The organism is Pseudomonas putida, from assembly GCA_041879295.1.
GTDB lineage: Bacteria > Pseudomonadota > Gammaproteobacteria > Pseudomonadales > Pseudomonadaceae > Aquipseudomonas > Aquipseudomonas putida_Y.
Genome location: CP047153.1, coordinates 72,076 through 88,956 on the forward strand (window position 1 = coordinate 72,076; position 16,881 = coordinate 88,956).

Sequence of the window (16,881 nt, forward strand, 5' to 3'; positions counted from 1 at the left end):
CACAATATGCCCCGGCCCTCAAAAGCTGGGGCCGCGGACGTAGAAATAGGGCATTTCGGCCTATGGAACCAATCAGGGAAACGATATGGCAATTTTGAACGATGCATTACGGGAGCAAGTCGAGGCGCTGGGCTGGAAGGTGCCAAAGGGCGTGGAAATGCGTTTGCACGTTGTGCCTGTCGGGCAACTGCCGGGCCAGCGTGCATCGATCACCGTCATTGCCGAGAAAGGCGCTGTTCCTGATTTGAGTTTTCTCCAAGAACCGGGATTCTCGATCATGGCGAATGACGCGGCTGTGGCCGCTATCCAGTTCGCCCTGCACGATGACGATGGCATGCAGTTCCTGCGGCTTTGGAACCAGGGCGATTTCGATGTGATTCGCCGCGAGTGGCCCGAGGCTCCCGAGGAAGTTTTCATCGGTGCCGATCCGTTGCACAAACCGTCGAAGTAAGCAGGAAAACGCCATGAACCTACGAGTGATAAAGGGCGGCAAGCAGCCGGGGCAAGCTCCGGATACAGCCAAGCGCCGCAAGCAGTTGGGCCGTATTCGAGCCTGCTCGCGTTTCTTCTTTGAACGCCCTTCGATCGGCCCACGCATGGCACTTGCGTTGGCGGCTGGAATGGTATCTGGAGGCCTCACCATATGGGCCATAGGTTCCGGTTGGCCGTCAGCGTTGGTGACGTGTGCAACATTTGCAGCAGTGCTTTGCTACGGGCGTGCAGCAACAACGTGGGGAGCCAGGATGGATACCTATTTGGCTGAGTACGACCCTCTAGACAAAGAAGCTTACAGGCGGTTGCAGGCTGCTACCGAGGTGGAAGGATTATCCCCGTGGTCGCTGGATGAGTGGCTAAGCCGCGAATACGATGCCCTCGATATTGCTGATGGTATTCAACCCGCATCCGCTCGCCGGGGGCGGTTCCTGCGAAAAAAGGTTTAGAAAATCGCTCAGCTGCACCCCAAGCCCCGGGCTGATAAACCGGGGGTGAGGCCGTAAAGGCAGGTGTGATTTCCGCGCCCGCGTAACCGTAAAGGACCTGTATGAGTAGAGCAATGGATTCAAGCCGTCCAGTGACGAGAAATCGCGTTCTTTCGTTTTTCGGTGCGGCCGTGATCTGGTTCATCCTAATAGCGCTTGACAGCAGATCTGAGTACATCAGCGCTCTCCTATTCTATGTCTTGGCGTCATACATGGCCCGCAGCATTTCGGGAATCAGCCCCACAAGCGCTGTGTGTGACACTGACGCAGAAATTCGGGCCAAGCTAGATGCGAACAACCAGCGTAGCAAGCTGGGTTAAGTAGGAGCGTCGGCCTATGAATATGTTATGCCCAGGAAATGGAGGCGAATGAAGCGAAGTTACATTTTACTTTTGTTCGCGTGTTTCACCGAATTATCTATTTGCTTTCACGATGACCGCATTTGGGCAGAGGGAAATCCCCTCTATATGTCGTGGCAACGGTTAGCTTCATGTCATTTATAACAGGCTTGGCCTTTTGGGGCGTCGAACACTCCCGTGGAGCGTAGTCCTGACTGTTCGAGCAAACGCACTAGTTGCATCTAAGCCCCGCCTTATCCGTGGGGCCGTAGCCGTAGGAGAGCGGCAACTTTGTCCGCTATCGAGCAGGAGAACGAGTCCATGACCGAGAAGACTTACCGCATTTTTCATAACTACGACCGGGGCGACCAGTCGGAGTACTTGGCTTCATCGATTGACCCAACACGGGCAGCGATCTACTGTCAGTTTCTGGCTGAGGACCAGCTGGACGAATCGGCTTCGGTACGGAACAGTGGTATTGCAAAAGCCTTGGTGCAATTTTACGGCTGTACTCCCGTCGAGAAGACGCTTTCAGCGATCGACATTGATCTGTATTTCGCGAGGGAAGGTCTGTGCGGCGACTACGAGCAGCTGATGGCCGACCAGTCGTTGAAACGTGAAGGCATCATTGATGTGATCCGACCTTATACGGACTGGGTCGATAAAAATCAAAAAAGCGTTGCGGTCGCTGCCGACATCAAAGACTTGCAAAGCTTGTCTCCAGCGACGGCAGAAGCAATCATCTCTAATTGTCGCGTACACGTCGAGCTTGTACCCAAGAATGAACAGCAGCTGGAAGCTGATCGACTCAAGCAGAATCGGGCGTAATTTCCACTCGGGGGTGTAAGATAGGCAGATTTCACCCTTGTTAAACCTATCAGTGAGGTAGCAGGATGCGAGCGTTAGAAGAGATCGTTACAGAGTTCTTTCAAAACTGGGACCAAAAACACATCAGCGAACCAGCTCTTGGAGGTTTGCGAGAGCTGGCGAAAGATGGTCGCTTTGATGAAATGACGGTCCTGCTGCAGGCCTGCGTTGAGCTGCACGGGCGCGGTGCCATGGCCTTTGTTTTGAAACATGTGCCAGGGGTCCTGCTCAATAATTACGTTTATCGGCAGGTCGAAGCGTCTGCTTCGATTGTTGACGACTATTGGCGCGACGAGGCTGTTGGCACCACAATCAGAGACGCTGCGCTTAATTCCGGTCAATTATCTGTGGTCGTTTCGAAGATCCTCAGTGACCTTCGAGAAATCGCCGGGACGACCTGCTGACCATAGAAACCCGCTGCTCCCGACCTTGGGCGGTCGTTGGCAGGGCAAGCAGTGTACAAAGGCGCATTTTTCTCGCCTCAACATTGGACCGCTACAGGAGGCATGCTATGACATTACCGCCGAAAGCAGATTCTTCGGAGCGCTCGCCAACAGCCGACGAGGCGGCGGGTATGGCATGGTGGAACTGCATGCCCGACGGCGAACGTAGCCAATGGCTTGCTGCTTCTGGTACCGGATCAGTGGCAGACGCTTGGGCGGCGCGAAAGGCTGCCCGGGCGCAGGAGTCCGCCGACGCAGCGGTCTACCACAACCATCTGTACTGGTTCGATGAGCTCGCCAGAAGGCGCGAGGCAGCTGACGCTGCGCCTGATAATGTGGACGCCACCGCAGCGCTGCAGAGTGTTGAAGAACTGCTGAGGTTGGAGGAGTCGGAGCGCCACATGCCGCTGCGTGCCTGGTACATCGGCGATGAGTACGTGGTCGTCGCTCGTTCGGTTGAGCAGGCGTTGGCCGTGGTCGAGGCCGAAGGGGGCGAGTTCCCAGGCGGGTGGGCCGATCCCCGGCTGGTGAAAGAACACATTCCCGACCCTGCGAGCTCGCGGCGCACAAGTTTTGAGGATGCGCCGGACGTCAAATTGACGTTCGCTGAAATGCTTCCGCGATTTCGGTTCCCCAGGGTTATTTGGGTGAACCCATTTGGCAACGAATGGACCTATCCCGAGGACGATGAATGAGCGGTACCGCACACGGAAAAAGCCACCAACCGCATCACAGGGTTGGGCGTGGCCGTCGAGACATTAAGGTGACGTATGAAGTTGGATCGCATCACAGGAAATACTGAGAACTTCGGGCATCACCTGCAAGGGTTCTGCACCAATCCGGCTTGTGAATCCGGTGCGCTTGGTCGGCAAGTAGCTGAGCAGCCACAAGGCTGCCATCAGCTGCCTGACGATGTGTACCTGTATGAGTGCTGCCTTTGTAGGCATCGCTTCGAGGTTCAAGAACAATCATCAGCGCGAGCAGAAGTAGCCCCTGTGATTTCACCTGGTCTTTCGAGCATTACCGTGCCATGTCCATGGTGTGGTCACCGCAACGAATACAAAGCAGAGTTGTGGCCGTTGGTGAATAGCGACGGCTTATTTGCTATTTCACCCATCACAGCCTTTGGGGTGTATTGCAACGAGTGCCATGCTGCCTACACGCTTCGTCCGAAAGCTGAATAGCTACGGGAAATGCCATGTTGAATGTCGTAACCGAACAGCGCCCAGGTGAGCCGGACGTACTTTCTGCAGTGAAGTACGAGGCTTTTGAAATCCGTTCTCTCGCCGGAGATGTGCTCAAAGCTTTTGCTGCACCTGCAGCGGGCTGGACGCACCAGCAGCTGATGACTGTTGCGTACGAGCATGAGCCAATCACCCGCGACGGCGCCGATGGCTACCTCGGTGGCGAGTGGATCGGCAGTAGCGAAATTTGACCAGAAAGTCGCTCCATTGCACCGGCATCCAGTAACGGACACCCCGTAATTTGACTAAGGAACGTTATGCTTGATTCACCTTTCTCTTGCAGCAATTCAATAGTTTGGTTCTGTGGAATTGCGATTTTTATTTTTGTTCTCCAGTTCGTTAGGCCGAAAGCTTGGGCAAAACCTTTCGCAATAGTGGGGCTTTGCCTGATGATGGTGGATTTTGCGGCGTTTGGGCAGATACCTTTGCGATATGCCTTCGCTGATAAACTCGAACACTGCCGGCCTTATGGTCTCTGAGGCGCGTTTCACGGAGCGAAAGCATGGCTACAGAAACGAATGCTAGCGAGCGGATCAGCCGGGCTGAAAAGCACGTCAATGAGCAGTTGAGCTACGGCGGAATTTTTCCTGACACCGGGCCTTTCGGCGGCACGCTTGAGTATCGCTATCTGGATGGGGATTTGGCAGACGAAATTGGCCAGATGCGGCGCCTTGCTGATGCGTTCAGCCAGCTCGCTGATGCACTGGAGTCGGACTCCAGGTTGAGTTCATAGAATTCCTTACTATCGGACTGGGGCTGACAAGTCTGTCTGCACCGTCAGCCCGCTCCGTCACGGTTTCTTGCAGTCGCGTGTCTTTCCGATCTAAGCACATCCATTCCTCTCCTTGCGGCCAAACTGCCAACCCTTTAGGCTCAGTACCCGCCCGCAGTCTGCGCGCTGCGAGCATGTGATCACCAAGAAAATAATCAGTTTTATGCTAGGGATTCTGGGGTATGAGGCGGCAAAAAGCAGATCCGCGCAATGCGCACATGGCTAGCTACGAGCAGTTTGCCTGGCAGGATGCACTGGCGTTGGCAACTTGGTTGAAGAGTGCCTTCGACCTGGTGCAGGTAAAAGAGGCCTTCGATGCCCTTTCAGTTGAGCAACTTCATGCGTTCGAATCAGAATCGGAAGTCTTCATCCGGGAGCTGTTGGCCAAACCTGTGAGTCAGCGGCCAGCCTACTTGCGCAAGGTCGGCAAGAACGTAGGTGCAATGACCCAAGCCATGCTAATTGTCCTGTCGATCATTGCCCAGGTCCGGGTTATGGAGGTTATTGAAATTCGTGACCGGTTTCGATACTCGCTGTATCCAGGCAGCGGAAATCGGGTCACCTGCGCCAGCATCTACGCATTTAACAACGAGATGAGGGATGTCACCTTCATGGATTGGCCTACGCGTGTGTTCGAGGTGCTTGCTGAGCAGGAAGCCGAGCACAAGGCTTTCTTGGCGACGCATGGGGACATTCTTGAGCAGTGGGCGGCTGCAGTTCGCCCTCGCCCCCCCGAGGCAGACTGATCGAATACCTCAACGGCTTTATTTTTGCCTCCAGTCAACAGCTAGTGACCTGAGGTCAGTGAAACAGACCCATCGGTTTTGTGCGGCCTGTTTTCATAGCAAATCCCCCCCGAAAGACTGGCACCGGGCATGTACAACGTCAACGATGATGATAGAGGCTCCTAAGGCTGTTGGGTGGGGGGCGATGTCATCAAGTTCAAGAATCATGCTCGGTGTTGAGCATCCCCAGGATACGAAGCCTACTTCCTCCTGGAGATGCCAACATGAATCAGATGCTTGTACCCGAACTGATCGCCGTAAACGACTACACCCACGCAGTTCCTGCCTTGGGCAGTGCTGGTCGCTATGCCCGGATCGTTGCGCGGGCGGAAGCCTGCATTGCGCACATCGACCAGATCATCGATCAAGGATTCACATGTAGCTCGGCAACCTCGTTCGGTAAAGACAGCACTGTCGTGCTGGTACTGATGCTGGAGGCCATCCGGCGCCGTGTCGAGGCTGGGTTGTACGTGCCGGCGGCTTTTGTCAGTCATGCTCAGACCACTGTAGAGAATCCAGCAATGGAAACTTACGCCGAGGCGATGATCACTGAGCTGGAGGCGTACTGCACCAGGCTCGGACTGCCAATCACAGTTGTCAAAGTGCAGCCCTCGATGACCTCGACATTTGCCTATGCCACCCTGGGTCGCGGCAAACTCCCGGTTTTCGCTGGTGCCTCTCGAAGCTGCTCGGTCGACTGGAAGCTGCGCCCGCAGCAGAAAGCGCTCAAGCACCTTCTTTCGACCCTGCAGTCTCCTGGTGAGCTGGTGACCTTCGTGGGCACTCGTTTGTCGGAGTCGGCAACCCGTGCCGCTAACATGCGCGAACGAGGTGAGGAGGAGGCCGGGCGGCTGGTGCTCAATGAGCATGGCTCGTACAACTGCTCGATCATCGCCGACTGGGAGATGGAGGAGGTGTGGGAGTTCCTCATGGCTTGCGAGGCGAAGCGAGGTGGTCCTTATCGAACCTTCGTCGACAGCTTCGACTGGTGCCTGGAGCTCTACAAGGAAGCCAATGAAGGCACGTGCGCGATCATCACCGGCGACGGTGGTAACAAGGCGGCGTGCGGCTCTCGCTTTGGCTGTGCCTGGTGCACGGTCACCGGTGAGCGCGACAAATCGATGGAAGCAATGATTGCGTCTGCGCCCGAGAAACACGGCCACATGGCGGGCATAAATCGCTTCAGGAACCATCTGATCAACACCCGCTGGGACATGGGGCGTCGAGACTGGATTGGGCGCACAACCTCGGACGCCGGCTACATCAACGTCACAGGAACAGCCTACAACGCAGAGATGCGCCGTGAGCTGTTGCGGTACCTGCTGACTCTGGATGTGCTGGAGGAAGAGCGGGCAGAGGAGCACGATGCGCGGATGTTCCGCAGCGAACTGGAAAGGACGGAGTCCAACGAAATCCTTCGTGGGAGCACCTTCCAATTCATCACCGCGAAGAATCTGCTGGCCATCGATTTCGCCTGGTCACTGAGCTACGGCTTCGACCATGCCTTCCCTGCTTTGTCGGAGTGGTACGAGATCCGTGTCTTAGGGAAGCGCTACCTGATCGATGATGTCACTTCCACGGAGAAGGGCATCATCCCAGAGCAGCGCTGGTTCAAGTTTGACGACTGGCAGAGCCCGGCGCAGGAGATGGGCTTACAGGACGCTTACCTCGAAGCCACCAACAAACACCGATACCCTGAACGTCCGGCGATGCGAACGATCCGAGACCGCTTTGAGGGCAAGGATCGCAATATCGTCTACTTCGAAGAAGCCGACGAGATGGAAATCGACCCGGCAGATGCAATGTGCTTCGTAGACGCCTTCGATGATGCGTTCTACGCGATGGCAAAAGGCCTGGCTCCAACTGACAGCGCCAAGTTCTACTTGAACAGAGGGATGGTCAAATTGGCCAAGGGAAAGGCTGCTGAGTACGATGCAATGGCCCGCCGAGCGCAATTCTGGCGACGCATGGAGCGTGATCTGGCCGGTACCGATCTGCGTTCCTACATACGCTATCATTCGATCAGTAACGCCGAGCACGAACAGATCCTGGACTCGATGAAGGTTGATGCCTCAAGTCAAAATTCGGCGATCTCGGATCTATTTGCTTAACTCATCAAAGGCTACCTCTTACGGGGTGGCCTTTTTTTATGATGACGCGAACACCTGGTTCGCATTGCATCCGTCACCGGCCGCAACCTTGAGCGTTACTTTGACAGGTCCGTGGTACCAAGGACGCGAGTGACGCGGGTTGCGCCCTGATTGATAACAGCCCATCACACAAGGGGCAAGCATCCCCGCTGTCCCAGCAGGCCGCCCCGTCGTCGCAGAAGGGGCTTTCCAGTCTATACGCATCCATGTAGCGTATGCATACGCGTTATGAATCAATCTAGCGAGGAGTGTATGGGTTTGGATTGCAATGCCGATGGATCATCAGCCACGCGCTTAAATGTCGAGCGTTCTGCGGTGACCAAGTTAGTAATCACTGGGGGGGTGAACCTCGACCCCATCACCGTATTTCTGGAGGATCTTGGAAGCCGGGCGTCTCCACGTAGCGAGGCCCCAGATCACATTTCCGGTCAGGGTAATCTGACCATCCGTTGTGCTGGCGAGAGCTGGACTTCCTACTGGGGCGGCATGGGTACAAGGACGGTGACTGAATTTGTTGCCAAGTGCAGTGATGAGTACATCCTGAATTGCCTAAGCCGCGGCCTGAGCAGCACTCGATTCAGCGCAAAGGCTCTTAAACAGCTCTCAGCACGGTGCATCATCGATCGCCGGCGCGAGCGGAGCGGTACCGATTGGGAACTGGGGTATCTCGACGCAGAGGATGCTCGCTCGCTGTACAGGCGGCTCGATGAGCTTCGCGATGTTGAGTCGTTACGGGACTGCTGGAGTCATTCCGAGCTCCTATCCCTTCTGTTCGGTGATGAATGGCATTACCCCGTCGATCGAGCTACCGAACCAAACCCGGACTACACGTACCTGCTACGGATCGTTCAAGCAGTCCAACAAGCGCTCACACAACCGGTCGAGGCGGCGGCAGCATGAACGGTTCTGGACAGCTGGCAGGCTTGCCGCCCTTCGCTAACTTGGTGATCCGAAAACTGCAGCGCTTCGACGAATGCGCCGGCGATGGCCAGGGCGCTGACATCGGGGCCCAGTGGTTTGATGTTCTCACCCAGTTGGGGTTGCTCAAGCGCGTTCAGCGAAGCCCAGCCCTATGGCAGATCACAGAACAAGGGGAGCGGCTCCTGGAGTTCCGGTCTGGCGCAAAGAGCGAGGATGCGGTGCGGGTTGAAGCCGTCGCCGTGACACGGGCTGATGTGGATGGGTTGCGGCTTGAGTGGCTGCTTGAGGGCGGCATTGCAGCGCTGGAGCATGCGGACCAGGTACTACTGATTGCTCATGGCTCGATCACGGACGAGGAGGGTGGTGGCGAGGTCTATCTGAAGGCTCCGGCCGTGCCGACTGCAGAGCAGCGCGACATGGCTCGCGTGTACGATGTGATTGGCCTGCACCATGGGCAACCTGTGGGCGTTCTGCTGACGAACCTTGGTAACATCAAGCGCTTTTCTGAATACCTGGGTGCAGTGGAGCGCGCATTCTTCATGGTTCCAGGTGAGCCGTCTGATGAAGCCGAAGATGGAGGCGCACCCATCGACGACGAATGCCTGTTGAATAAATTCCCGGCAGCCAGCACTGAGCATTACGTTGATCAGTTCCGCGAGGCGCTGATCACGATCGGGGCGTTACAGCGTCATGAACCTGATACTTCGACCGTCGCTGAGCTCAGGAGCGAATGCAACTTGTTGAGAGCCCAGCTGGCTGAGTTGCCGGCGTACATCGCTGTGCTTGAAAAATTCCAGGCCGAGGACGGCAATTATGTCCGCCTTGCCGATGTGCTTGCAGCACTTATCGCCTGTGCCGACCGGACACAGGCAACCGGTTATCGCCTATTGGCGCCAGGCGAGAAGATGCGTGCGGATGACCAGTTTTTGGCTGATGACGCAACTACCTGGCGCCAGCTTGCAGAAAGCCCTGTGTTTATTGGTATGCCCTATTCACGCGGCATGGTCCCGGTGCGCCGGGAAGCTTCTACGGCATAAGGCATCACCGACCTTCAACCCGGCCTGGCCGGGTTTTTTATGGGTCGAATCCGGGGTCGCAACAGGGTGACGCCGCTGTTCATTCTTCCGGCACCAGGGCCGGAGGCAGATCTTCATGCTGGGTGTGGTTCATCTCATTGGCACAAGGACAACGTCGAGGTATGCCATGACCTGTTTCATCGCGGTTAAAACCAGCTGCACCATTCCTGAGAAAATGCATGCTCAATCCGTTCTCAAAGAGCAAGGCCTCATCGGTGATCGTTATCCCAGGATAATGGAGCAAGTACCTCGCTCAGTTCGCGAGTATTTTGAGCCACTCCCTCTCGGTCATGATGCAGTGAGTGTCTTTTCAAACGAAGTAGAAACTCTTTCGTATCGTAAGGCAGCAGCTGACTCACTGGGTCAGGCTATTGAAGAGCTACCTGAATCTAAAGTTCAAGGCCCCGTAAGGACGGCACGTATAAAATGCAAGTTGGCCGCTAATTTCGGGAAGTCTCATGCGGACGTGACCGATCGATACTGCGAAGTAGTTTATTTGCTCCATGAGGGCGGTGTGAATTTCTATTACAACAAAGGGAATTGAGCGCAAGGCGCTTGATAGGGAGCAAAGATGAATAAAAATGTGAACCACTTCGTACAGCACGCCCGCCGTGTAAATCGCATATTAATCCTCTTGAAGAAGCAGGGTGAACGCGACAAAGCAGTTGACTGTAAATGCATTCGCAGCCTTTGGATGTCTGAGGCTCGACGTGCCGCAGTCTGAACAGCCTCTTGTTTTTCATCAGCGATCGGTCTAACCAAAAGGTAACACCATGACCAACTACGATACGGTTGATACTCACATCAACACAATCCGTGCTGGCGATACAGTCCTCCACAACGGCGAACTACGCACCGTCTGCAATTCGGACATCAAACGCCGCGGCTTCATGGGGGCGACTCTGTTTGGTGATAGCTATCGTTCGGGCACTGTGCCCGTGCAGCTCGCTCGTATCAATCGCGCCATCTAACAAGGAAAGACCATATGCAATACAAAGTGACCTACCTGCTTGGTGGCCAAGTGCGTGATGCCGTTATGACACAGAAAGAACTGGATGAGTGCCGAAGCCGCTGTGAGGTAACCGAAGCGACTATTGTCAGCGACCAGGAGACGTCTACAGCGGATTCCAGTTCCGAAGGCCAGGAGACCGATGGCTGGACGGAGTTTTCCTATGGTGGCAAGCGCTGGTCGTTCGACTCAGATCAATTGGCACTATGGGATGAGCAGTTACAGGAATTTGATTTCCTTGCATACCATTTGCTGGTTAAACCCACCATAGAGTCAGTCACCGGCTTCATTCAACGTCAAGGCTATTGACACCATCTCCCGTCCAACGAAACACCCACCCGGCTTCGGCCGGGTTTTTTTCGCGCAACGAAAGGAACTTGGAGCTTGCTCCGATGGACCTTCATCCAGGTCAGAGAGTACGGGACCTAACACGCTAAATGCCAGTGGGAGCGCATCTTCACGTTTGGCGGCTGCTTAAGTGCTTGTTGATTTCCGTGGGCAGGCGAAAATCCTCCCTCCAGACGGCTATCTCGGGCTTTTTTTAGTAAAATAGTTGTCCTATAGGATAATATCCACTTGATAAAAGTTGGCGTATAGAATAATCTTTTAGCCTCGAAGCCACCGCACGCTAACAAGGAAGCCCCCATGGCCAAGCGCCTCGCCCCTGATGAACTGTACGCCCGCTTCATCGCTTTGAAAGAAGCTGCTGACCACCTGCGTTTGCTTGAGTGGACTGATGATAAGACCGAGCGTGAACAGGGCCTCCAGGTTGCCGAGCTGCTGGGGCGCCAAGCAAATGAATATCTAGAGCGTGCCCAAGCTGCTTCCGCAAATTGAACAAGGGAAACTCCATGAATCTTCCTATTGCCCTCCCTGATGGCTGCGGGAGCCAAGGTGACTAGCGTCGTCGAATCATAGGATCGCGCCATGAGTAAGCTGAAGCTGCATTACGACGACTGGGACGGCGGCACAGAGGCTGACCAGGACATGCCGGAACAGTTGATGTGCGGCACCGAAGTCGGCGATGCGCAACTGACGCCATACAAGGATCAAGTAACGTGCAAGCGCTGCCTGAAAATTATCGAAAAATGGAGCAAGCCGTGATCGTCGATAAAGCGAAACTTAAGGTGCTGGCTGAAGCAACAAAAGGCTGGGATTACATGACTGGGTGCTGGCCGGAAGGGGCTGAAGATGGCGAGGAAGTAACGGGCAATTGGTGTGTTGGCCAGGTCAGCGTGGATGACGATAAGTCACAAGTGTTGACAGTAAACACGGCGCAGTGGGATGCAGCGGAGGATGCGCAAAAGCTGGCTGAGTATTACGCCGCCGCCAACGCGCCTGCCATCCTGGCTCTGCTTGCGGAGATTGACCAGCTCAAGGCTGATAACGAGGCGCTTCGCCAAGGCGCAGCACGATAGGTAATCGCTCTGCTGATTTAGTAGCGTAGGTTGTATGGCTGTCACACTCATCAGAAGGAATAGGTAAATGGCGGCGGCCGTTAAGTCAGTATCCGCTTGGTTCGCTATTTTAGTAATTTGTTCAATCTGGTTGCTCCGTATACCTCTATCGGGCCTACCGGGCGAGGACGATTTGGTGTTGGGCTTCATAGGAATCATTCTGACGTTAGCGGTCTGTTTTTCGGGAATGCAATTCATGTGTGAGTCGATATCCATATTCCGTCCGGTAGCACCGCTACCCAAAGATGACACTCAACCCGAATCGAATGAATAGGGAAGTCGCACCAAGCGCACACGAAGCCCAGTCACGCGCTGGGCCGAGTCCGTAGAGGGGCACGGTAAGCGTTCCCTGGACCGAGCGGGAAAAATTGAATGAACACAGCAGCTAAAGTTTTAACTTTTTTCGTGGTTTTGGGGATTCTTTCTACAGCTGTGATGAACAGTAATAAAACCAAGCCAGTGCGCCTGGAGATAGTTGAGCCGGGTTCTGCGGCGGCAGCAAAAGCTTTGGCTCCTGAGTATTTGATGACCATGTTTACTGTCGTGGACGAGCCAGTTATCGAGGGTGACACCGCAACTGTTAAGGTCGCGCTCCTGGATCAACGATGCGTGTTGACCATGGAGCGGGCAAAACATGCAGATGACAAACATCGGTCTGGTTGGCTTGTGAATCATCAATCATGTGTACGACCCGAGGCTCAAGGAAAACACCGATGATTTACCACGCCCCGAGCAACCAATTCACCGTTCCACTGGACAGCCTGAAAAGTGGCGCAGCCAGCCTACGCTTTGCAATCAAGATGATTCGGCAAACCGCAGGGCTGCCGCTTGAAGATGGCGAACGACCCGTGCAAATGGGAATCCGATCATGAAAGATCAAGCGCCATCGGGCTACAAGCCAATACAGGACGATGTGTTGAAAACACTGGGTCTTGCGATAATCGCAGGGCAGGGCGTCGAACGCCTTTTGAGCAGTTGCCTTACGTTCCCGTTGCACGGCGAGCCCCTGCAAACTGTTGAACAGGTACAGCTCCTGCTGGCGCGATATTCGAAAGCCACGCTGGGACAATTGCTCAAAGCGCTTCGGGAGCGGGTTGAACTGCATCCCACCTTCGATGACACGTTGCATCGCTTCCTCCAGCAACGAAACATCATTGCGCATCGGCTACATGATGTGCCGGGCGGTTTTGATCTGCATTCCGATGAAGGGCGCGGAAGGCTGAAGGCTTTCCTACTCCGGTACATGGAGGATGGTCACACCGTCAGCATGGTATTCCTGGGCGTCCTCAGGGAATGGGCGAGCCAAGAGGGCATCGTTATCCCCAATGAGCACCATCTGAGCCAGCGTATGCTGGATCACCTCGACGACAATGTTATGCCGAGCTTGGAAGCCTTGATCAAGTCTAAAGAACAACCCTGAGTCCACGGCTATCCCCACGAAAACCGAACCCGGACCCAAAGGCATTTTTTGCCCGGGCATGGTGATCAAGCCGCTGGCGTCTTTGCGGAGAAAGCTTCGGATCTTTTCGTCTGCTGAACACTCAACTGGGAATCAAGGTCCTGTAGGCGAGATCGTTATGGCCGGCAAGAAAGTACCGATGCCTGAGGGGATTAGCCCGCAGCTGGTGAGCATGGTGACTAAGCCGCCGGCTGGGATCTGGCATTGGGAGACCAAAGCTGGATGGCAATCGCTTCCTTGCACGGATTGATGGTCCGATCGTCCAGTTGTTCACCAAGAATGGCCACGACTGGACAAGGAAGCTTCGCCGGATAACCAAGAGTCTTGCTCGGCTTCCAGTCCACTCGGCCTGGTTGGATGGAGAGGTGGTTTTCCAGCAGGAGGACGGCATGCCGGTATTCCACATGTTGAAACCTGCTTTCGATGCCGGACAAACCGACGATCTCCATTACGCCATTTTCGACATGCCTTACCTGAATGGAGCGGACTTGCGTGGTGAGCCGCTTGAGCTGCGTCGCCAGGCTCTTGAGGCATTGCTGGATTACTGCCCCCTCGAACAAATCCGTTTCAGTCCATCGCTCGATGCTGATCCACTGCAGCTTCTTGCCAACTGTGCTCGCATGGGGCTGGAGGGCATCGTTGGAAAGCGCGATGGCAGCCTCTACACGGGAGAGCGGGACGGTACCTGGATTAAACTCAAGTGCTGGAATAGGGCCGAGTTTGTGATTGTCGGTCTGACCAGATCGGCTGCTGGTATCAGCTCCTTATTGCTGGGTGTTCATGATGATGATGGGCGGTTGGTGTATGCCGGCCGTGTGAGTTCTGGCATCGACAGAATCAGCGCCCTAATCCTTAGCGCCTCCCTTGTGCATCTGCCGCGAGAGGGTTCTGCATTGTGTAATCCGCCACAACTGGGCAGGAATGTAGTTTGGCTGGAGCCGCTGCAGGTCTGTGAAGTGCAATTTGCCGAGTTCACCCCTGCCGGTAAGGTCCGGCACCCGGTGTTCATCGGGCTTCGCGATGACAAGCCTGCCGCAGGAATCAGCCTGGAGACGGACACAGATCTTCCTTGAGCAGGCAGGGAGGTCGACGTGTATGACGAGACGAGTACTTCGGGGTCGTGATTCTGTTTGGTGTGTGACTGTATTTTTCAGTATTATACGTACGCGTTATGGATTAGTATGCGTCGGTCTGTGGTCTGCCGACCCTGGCCAGCTGCTCAGTGAAAATTGAAAAGGAAGGTTAGATATGGGGATGCTAGTTGGCCTACTGATGGTTTTCATCTTTGGCCCCGCAATTGCAATTGTTCTGTTTTTCGTAGCGATGCGTGACCTCGCTGTGTACTACGGGGGCTGGCTTTTTCCCGCGATGTTTGGGTTGATATCTGGAATCCAATTGCAGCTCATTCCTTCGTCTGACCCAAATATTCCATTTGAAAGTCTTGTAGAGGTTATTGCTGGATCGCACCTAGTAGGCGTGCCGACTCCATTTGTATTAATCTCTGTCGGTGTCTTTTCCATTCTGGCTAAGCCAGTTTTCACCCTCATGAATGTAAAAAATAAGGCATAGGTGGTGGTCAGGAAATTCACATAGGAAATAGTATGATGAATGAACAACTCAAGGTTGATGAAAGTCAGGCTCCTAGCGTTATTGCAGCTATGGGGTCATCTGTAGTTTACGTTCTGATTGGACTAGGAGTATTGGCGGGTATCGCCGGGATTGTCGCGTTGATGATTGCTGTACCCACGGTTTGGTACGCCTGGGCGCGAATTATCACACATAACTACACAGATACTACTCCGGCGTTTTGGATCAACTGCATTTCTTTGGTCGCCGCGGCTTGGTCTCTCGGTGTGAGCTATAAGTTAGGGAATGATGCATTTCGAGCATCAGCATGGTTTGCGGGCTTAATGGTTGCAATCCTCGTTTTTCTGACTATACCGGCTGCATGTGCAGTTATTGCTGCGTCCGAAAATCTAAAATTTCCACTGGATAGCAGTGTGTCATTGCTAGATAGGATTGCCGTAGGGACTGCATGTGTCACCTTCGTAGTTCTAGGTCTCGGGGCTGTAGTTTTAATTCTCACGGCAATTTGCACTGGCTCAGAAGAGTAAGGCATCATGAGTGAAACTAAAGTGAGCTTCTTAGCCTATGTCCTGGCAGCAAGTTCTTACGTTACTGGCATGCATATCGTCATGTCTTTGCTGGGCGATGACAATATCCTGATGGGTACAATAGGTAATCTAATTGCTGCTGTTGCTGCTGTATGTTTGGAAAGGGTTCAAGCTCGCTGGATTGCATCGGTAGTCTATATCCTTCCCGCAATATTGCTGCCGTTGCTTGTTTCGTCCGCTCTAAAAGGCATGTATGGAGACACGGTGTTCGTGCTTTTGTGCGCTATCATTATTAGTGGGTTCGTGCTTCCAGTCGCCAGGCTCATAATCCCAATTTTTGCCACGCTGGCACAACGAAAGATCATCGCAAAATAGCTGCGCCTTCGGCCCCGAGTCTACGCTCACACTTGTGTCAACTAGACTCACAATTGTGAGCGGGGTCTGCCTTCCCTGTGTGGGCCATACTCCGCATCAAACCGCGCCTTTATGGATGGCCACTCGGGTGAGGCCATCACTTCACGCATGGTCCGTTCGAACTCACACTCTGGAACCAGATGCTTCCATCGCTGCTGCTCGCCGGGCTGGTGCGCGGTGCTGATGTTAGGGGTCAATTCGACCCCAGCGGCGGCAAAACGCTTGCGTGCTTTAGCCCAGAACCCAATGGACGAGCCCTTTTCGTGCATAGGGGACAGGGGGACCTGGTACTGCTGCCAGAGCTTCCATAGGGTTGCCTGACCCAAACCACGGCGTTGCTGATCGAAGGCAACTTCAAATTCGCAGATGTATACCCGGTCATTCAGCGGGCTAACGCAGTAGCGAATCCAGCCGACTTTCTGCCCGTGTTGCTCGATGGCTGCCACTATGCTCAATCCTGGGAAAACGAAGTGTCCGCGAGTTGATTCGCTGCGCAGAGTGCTTAGCTGCAGTCCAATCGCCTGCGCATCGAGGCGGGCGACTTTTCTCCGCTGGAGGTAGTGACGAAGACGGTCAATCAAAGGCATGGCCAGGTCCAGGAGGGTAGCTTTAGGAGGAAAGGGGCATTGGTCACGTAGGCACCGGTGGCGAACGGCGGTGCTTCCAGAGCCATAAATCAATCATCGCACACCAGGCCCAGCTAGGTGCCCGGAGACATGTTCTGGTTTCACCCATTCCCAGTTATTGAGAGCGTTATGCTTGATTGTCACGGCAGTCTGCAATAGCCTCTGGAGCACGGCTACTTGCTGCCTGCCCCCTCCGCCAACTGGCACGGTGAAAGCAAGGTTTAAC

Annotated in this window: 25 protein-coding genes; 24 read left to right on the forward strand and 1 reads right to left on the reverse strand. The window is 54.6% G+C overall.

The genetic code is table 11. The features are described 5' to 3' along the window. Positions 1–85 precede the first annotated feature (85 nt). From GST84_26710 to GST84_26825, 24 genes are all read left to right on the forward strand, one after another. Positions 86–451 (forward strand): hypothetical protein, encoded by a 366-nt coding sequence (locus tag GST84_26710; GenBank protein XGB15906.1) that lies wholly within the window; start codon positions 86–88, stop codon positions 449–451. 13 nt (positions 452–464) lie between these two features. Further along, a complete protein-coding gene (locus GST84_26715) occupies positions 465–941 on the forward strand; it encodes a hypothetical protein (GenBank protein ID XGB15907.1) in 477 nt (158 codons plus the stop codon). A gap of 698 nt (positions 942–1,639) precedes the next feature. Next, the gene (locus GST84_26720; protein XGB15908.1) at positions 1,640–2,146 is read left to right on the forward strand and encodes a hypothetical protein; all 507 of its coding nucleotides are present in this window, start codon (positions 1,640–1,642) and stop codon (positions 2,144–2,146) included. A 65-nt stretch (positions 2,147–2,211) separates the two neighbouring features. Next, entirely contained in the window at positions 2,212–2,589 is a 378-nt protein-coding gene (locus tag GST84_26725; GenBank protein XGB15909.1) for a hypothetical protein, read from the forward strand. A 107-nt stretch (positions 2,590–2,696) separates the two neighbouring features. Further along, positions 2,697–3,323, forward strand: a complete 627-nt coding sequence (locus GST84_26730) for a hypothetical protein (GenBank protein ID XGB15910.1) — start codon at positions 2,697–2,699, stop codon at positions 3,321–3,323. A 75-nt stretch (positions 3,324–3,398) separates the two neighbouring features. Next, complete coding sequence (locus GST84_26735; protein XGB15911.1) at positions 3,399–3,812, forward strand: hypothetical protein; 414 nt, start codon at positions 3,399–3,401, stop codon at positions 3,810–3,812. Positions 3,813–3,826: 14 nt separating this feature from the next. Beyond that, the gene (locus GST84_26740) at positions 3,827–4,063 is read left to right on the forward strand and encodes a hypothetical protein (protein XGB15912.1); all 237 of its coding nucleotides are present in this window, start codon (positions 3,827–3,829) and stop codon (positions 4,061–4,063) included. A gap of 311 nt (positions 4,064–4,374) precedes the next feature. After that, entirely contained in the window at positions 4,375–4,605 is a 231-nt protein-coding gene (locus GST84_26745; protein XGB15913.1) for a hypothetical protein, read from the forward strand. Positions 4,606–4,862: 257 nt separating this feature from the next. Beyond that, on the forward strand, positions 4,863–5,390 hold the full coding sequence (locus GST84_26750) for a hypothetical protein (protein XGB16082.1): 528 nt from the start codon (positions 4,863–4,865) through the stop codon (positions 5,388–5,390). Positions 5,391–5,653: 263 nt separating this feature from the next. Then, positions 5,654–7,540, forward strand: a complete 1,887-nt coding sequence (locus GST84_26755; protein ID XGB15914.1) for a phosphoadenosine phosphosulfate reductase family protein — start codon at positions 5,654–5,656, stop codon at positions 7,538–7,540. Positions 7,541–7,831: 291 nt separating this feature from the next. Continuing rightward, positions 7,832–8,479 (forward strand): hypothetical protein, encoded by a 648-nt coding sequence (locus tag GST84_26760; protein XGB15915.1) that lies wholly within the window; start codon positions 7,832–7,834, stop codon positions 8,477–8,479. Positions 8,480–9,330: 851 nt separating this feature from the next. Further along, complete coding sequence (locus tag GST84_26765; GenBank protein XGB16083.1) at positions 9,331–9,537, forward strand: hypothetical protein; 207 nt, start codon at positions 9,331–9,333, stop codon at positions 9,535–9,537. Positions 9,538–9,703: 166 nt separating this feature from the next. Next, entirely contained in the window at positions 9,704–10,120 is a 417-nt protein-coding gene (locus GST84_26770) for a hypothetical protein (GenBank protein ID XGB15916.1), read from the forward strand. A gap of 229 nt (positions 10,121–10,349) precedes the next feature. Next, positions 10,350–10,547, forward strand: coding sequence for a hypothetical protein (locus tag GST84_26775; GenBank protein ID XGB15917.1), 198 nt, complete (start codon positions 10,350–10,352; stop codon positions 10,545–10,547). A gap of 14 nt (positions 10,548–10,561) precedes the next feature. Then, positions 10,562–10,894, forward strand: a complete 333-nt coding sequence (locus GST84_26780; GenBank protein XGB15918.1) for a hypothetical protein — start codon at positions 10,562–10,564, stop codon at positions 10,892–10,894. 336 nt (positions 10,895–11,230) lie between these two features. Then, complete coding sequence (locus GST84_26785) at positions 11,231–11,422, forward strand: hypothetical protein (GenBank protein XGB15919.1); 192 nt, start codon at positions 11,231–11,233, stop codon at positions 11,420–11,422. Between the two features lie 221 nt (positions 11,423–11,643). Then, positions 11,644–12,003, forward strand: coding sequence for a hypothetical protein (locus tag GST84_26790; GenBank protein XGB15920.1), 360 nt, complete (start codon positions 11,644–11,646; stop codon positions 12,001–12,003). A 411-nt stretch (positions 12,004–12,414) separates the two neighbouring features. Then, positions 12,415–12,759: a hypothetical protein gene (locus GST84_26795; protein ID XGB15921.1), complete on the forward strand. Its 345-nt coding sequence runs from the start codon at positions 12,415–12,417 to the stop codon at positions 12,757–12,759. Next, positions 12,756–12,914: a hypothetical protein gene (locus tag GST84_26800; protein ID XGB15922.1), complete on the forward strand. Its 159-nt coding sequence runs from the start codon at positions 12,756–12,758 to the stop codon at positions 12,912–12,914. Before GST84_26795 ends, GST84_26800 begins: the two co-directional genes overlap by 4 nt. Beyond that, positions 12,911–13,462: a hypothetical protein gene (locus tag GST84_26805; GenBank protein ID XGB15923.1), complete on the forward strand. Its 552-nt coding sequence runs from the start codon at positions 12,911–12,913 to the stop codon at positions 13,460–13,462. Before GST84_26800 ends, GST84_26805 begins: the two co-directional genes overlap by 4 nt. A 230-nt stretch (positions 13,463–13,692) precedes the next feature. Next, a complete protein-coding gene (locus GST84_26810; GenBank protein ID XGB16084.1) occupies positions 13,693–14,574 on the forward strand; it encodes a hypothetical protein in 882 nt (293 codons plus the stop codon). Between the two features lie 175 nt (positions 14,575–14,749). Then, the gene (locus GST84_26815; protein XGB15924.1) at positions 14,750–15,070 is read left to right on the forward strand and encodes a hypothetical protein; all 321 of its coding nucleotides are present in this window, start codon (positions 14,750–14,752) and stop codon (positions 15,068–15,070) included. A 35-nt stretch (positions 15,071–15,105) separates the two neighbouring features. Beyond that, positions 15,106–15,615 carry a hypothetical protein gene (locus GST84_26820; GenBank protein ID XGB15925.1) on the forward strand — a complete coding sequence of 170 codons (510 nt, stop codon included), beginning with the start codon at positions 15,106–15,108 and terminating at the stop codon, positions 15,613–15,615. Between the two features lie 6 nt (positions 15,616–15,621). Then, positions 15,622–15,990, forward strand: a complete 369-nt coding sequence (locus tag GST84_26825) for a hypothetical protein (GenBank protein ID XGB15926.1) — start codon at positions 15,622–15,624, stop codon at positions 15,988–15,990. A 47-nt stretch (positions 15,991–16,037) separates the two neighbouring features. Here GST84_26825 and GST84_26830 read toward each other — a convergent pair whose 3' ends face one another. Beyond that, the gene (locus GST84_26830; protein ID XGB15927.1) at positions 16,038–16,616 is read right to left on the reverse strand and encodes an N-acetyltransferase; all 579 of its coding nucleotides are present in this window, start codon (positions 16,614–16,616) and stop codon (positions 16,038–16,040) included. Between the last annotated feature and the right edge of the window lie 265 nt (positions 16,617–16,881).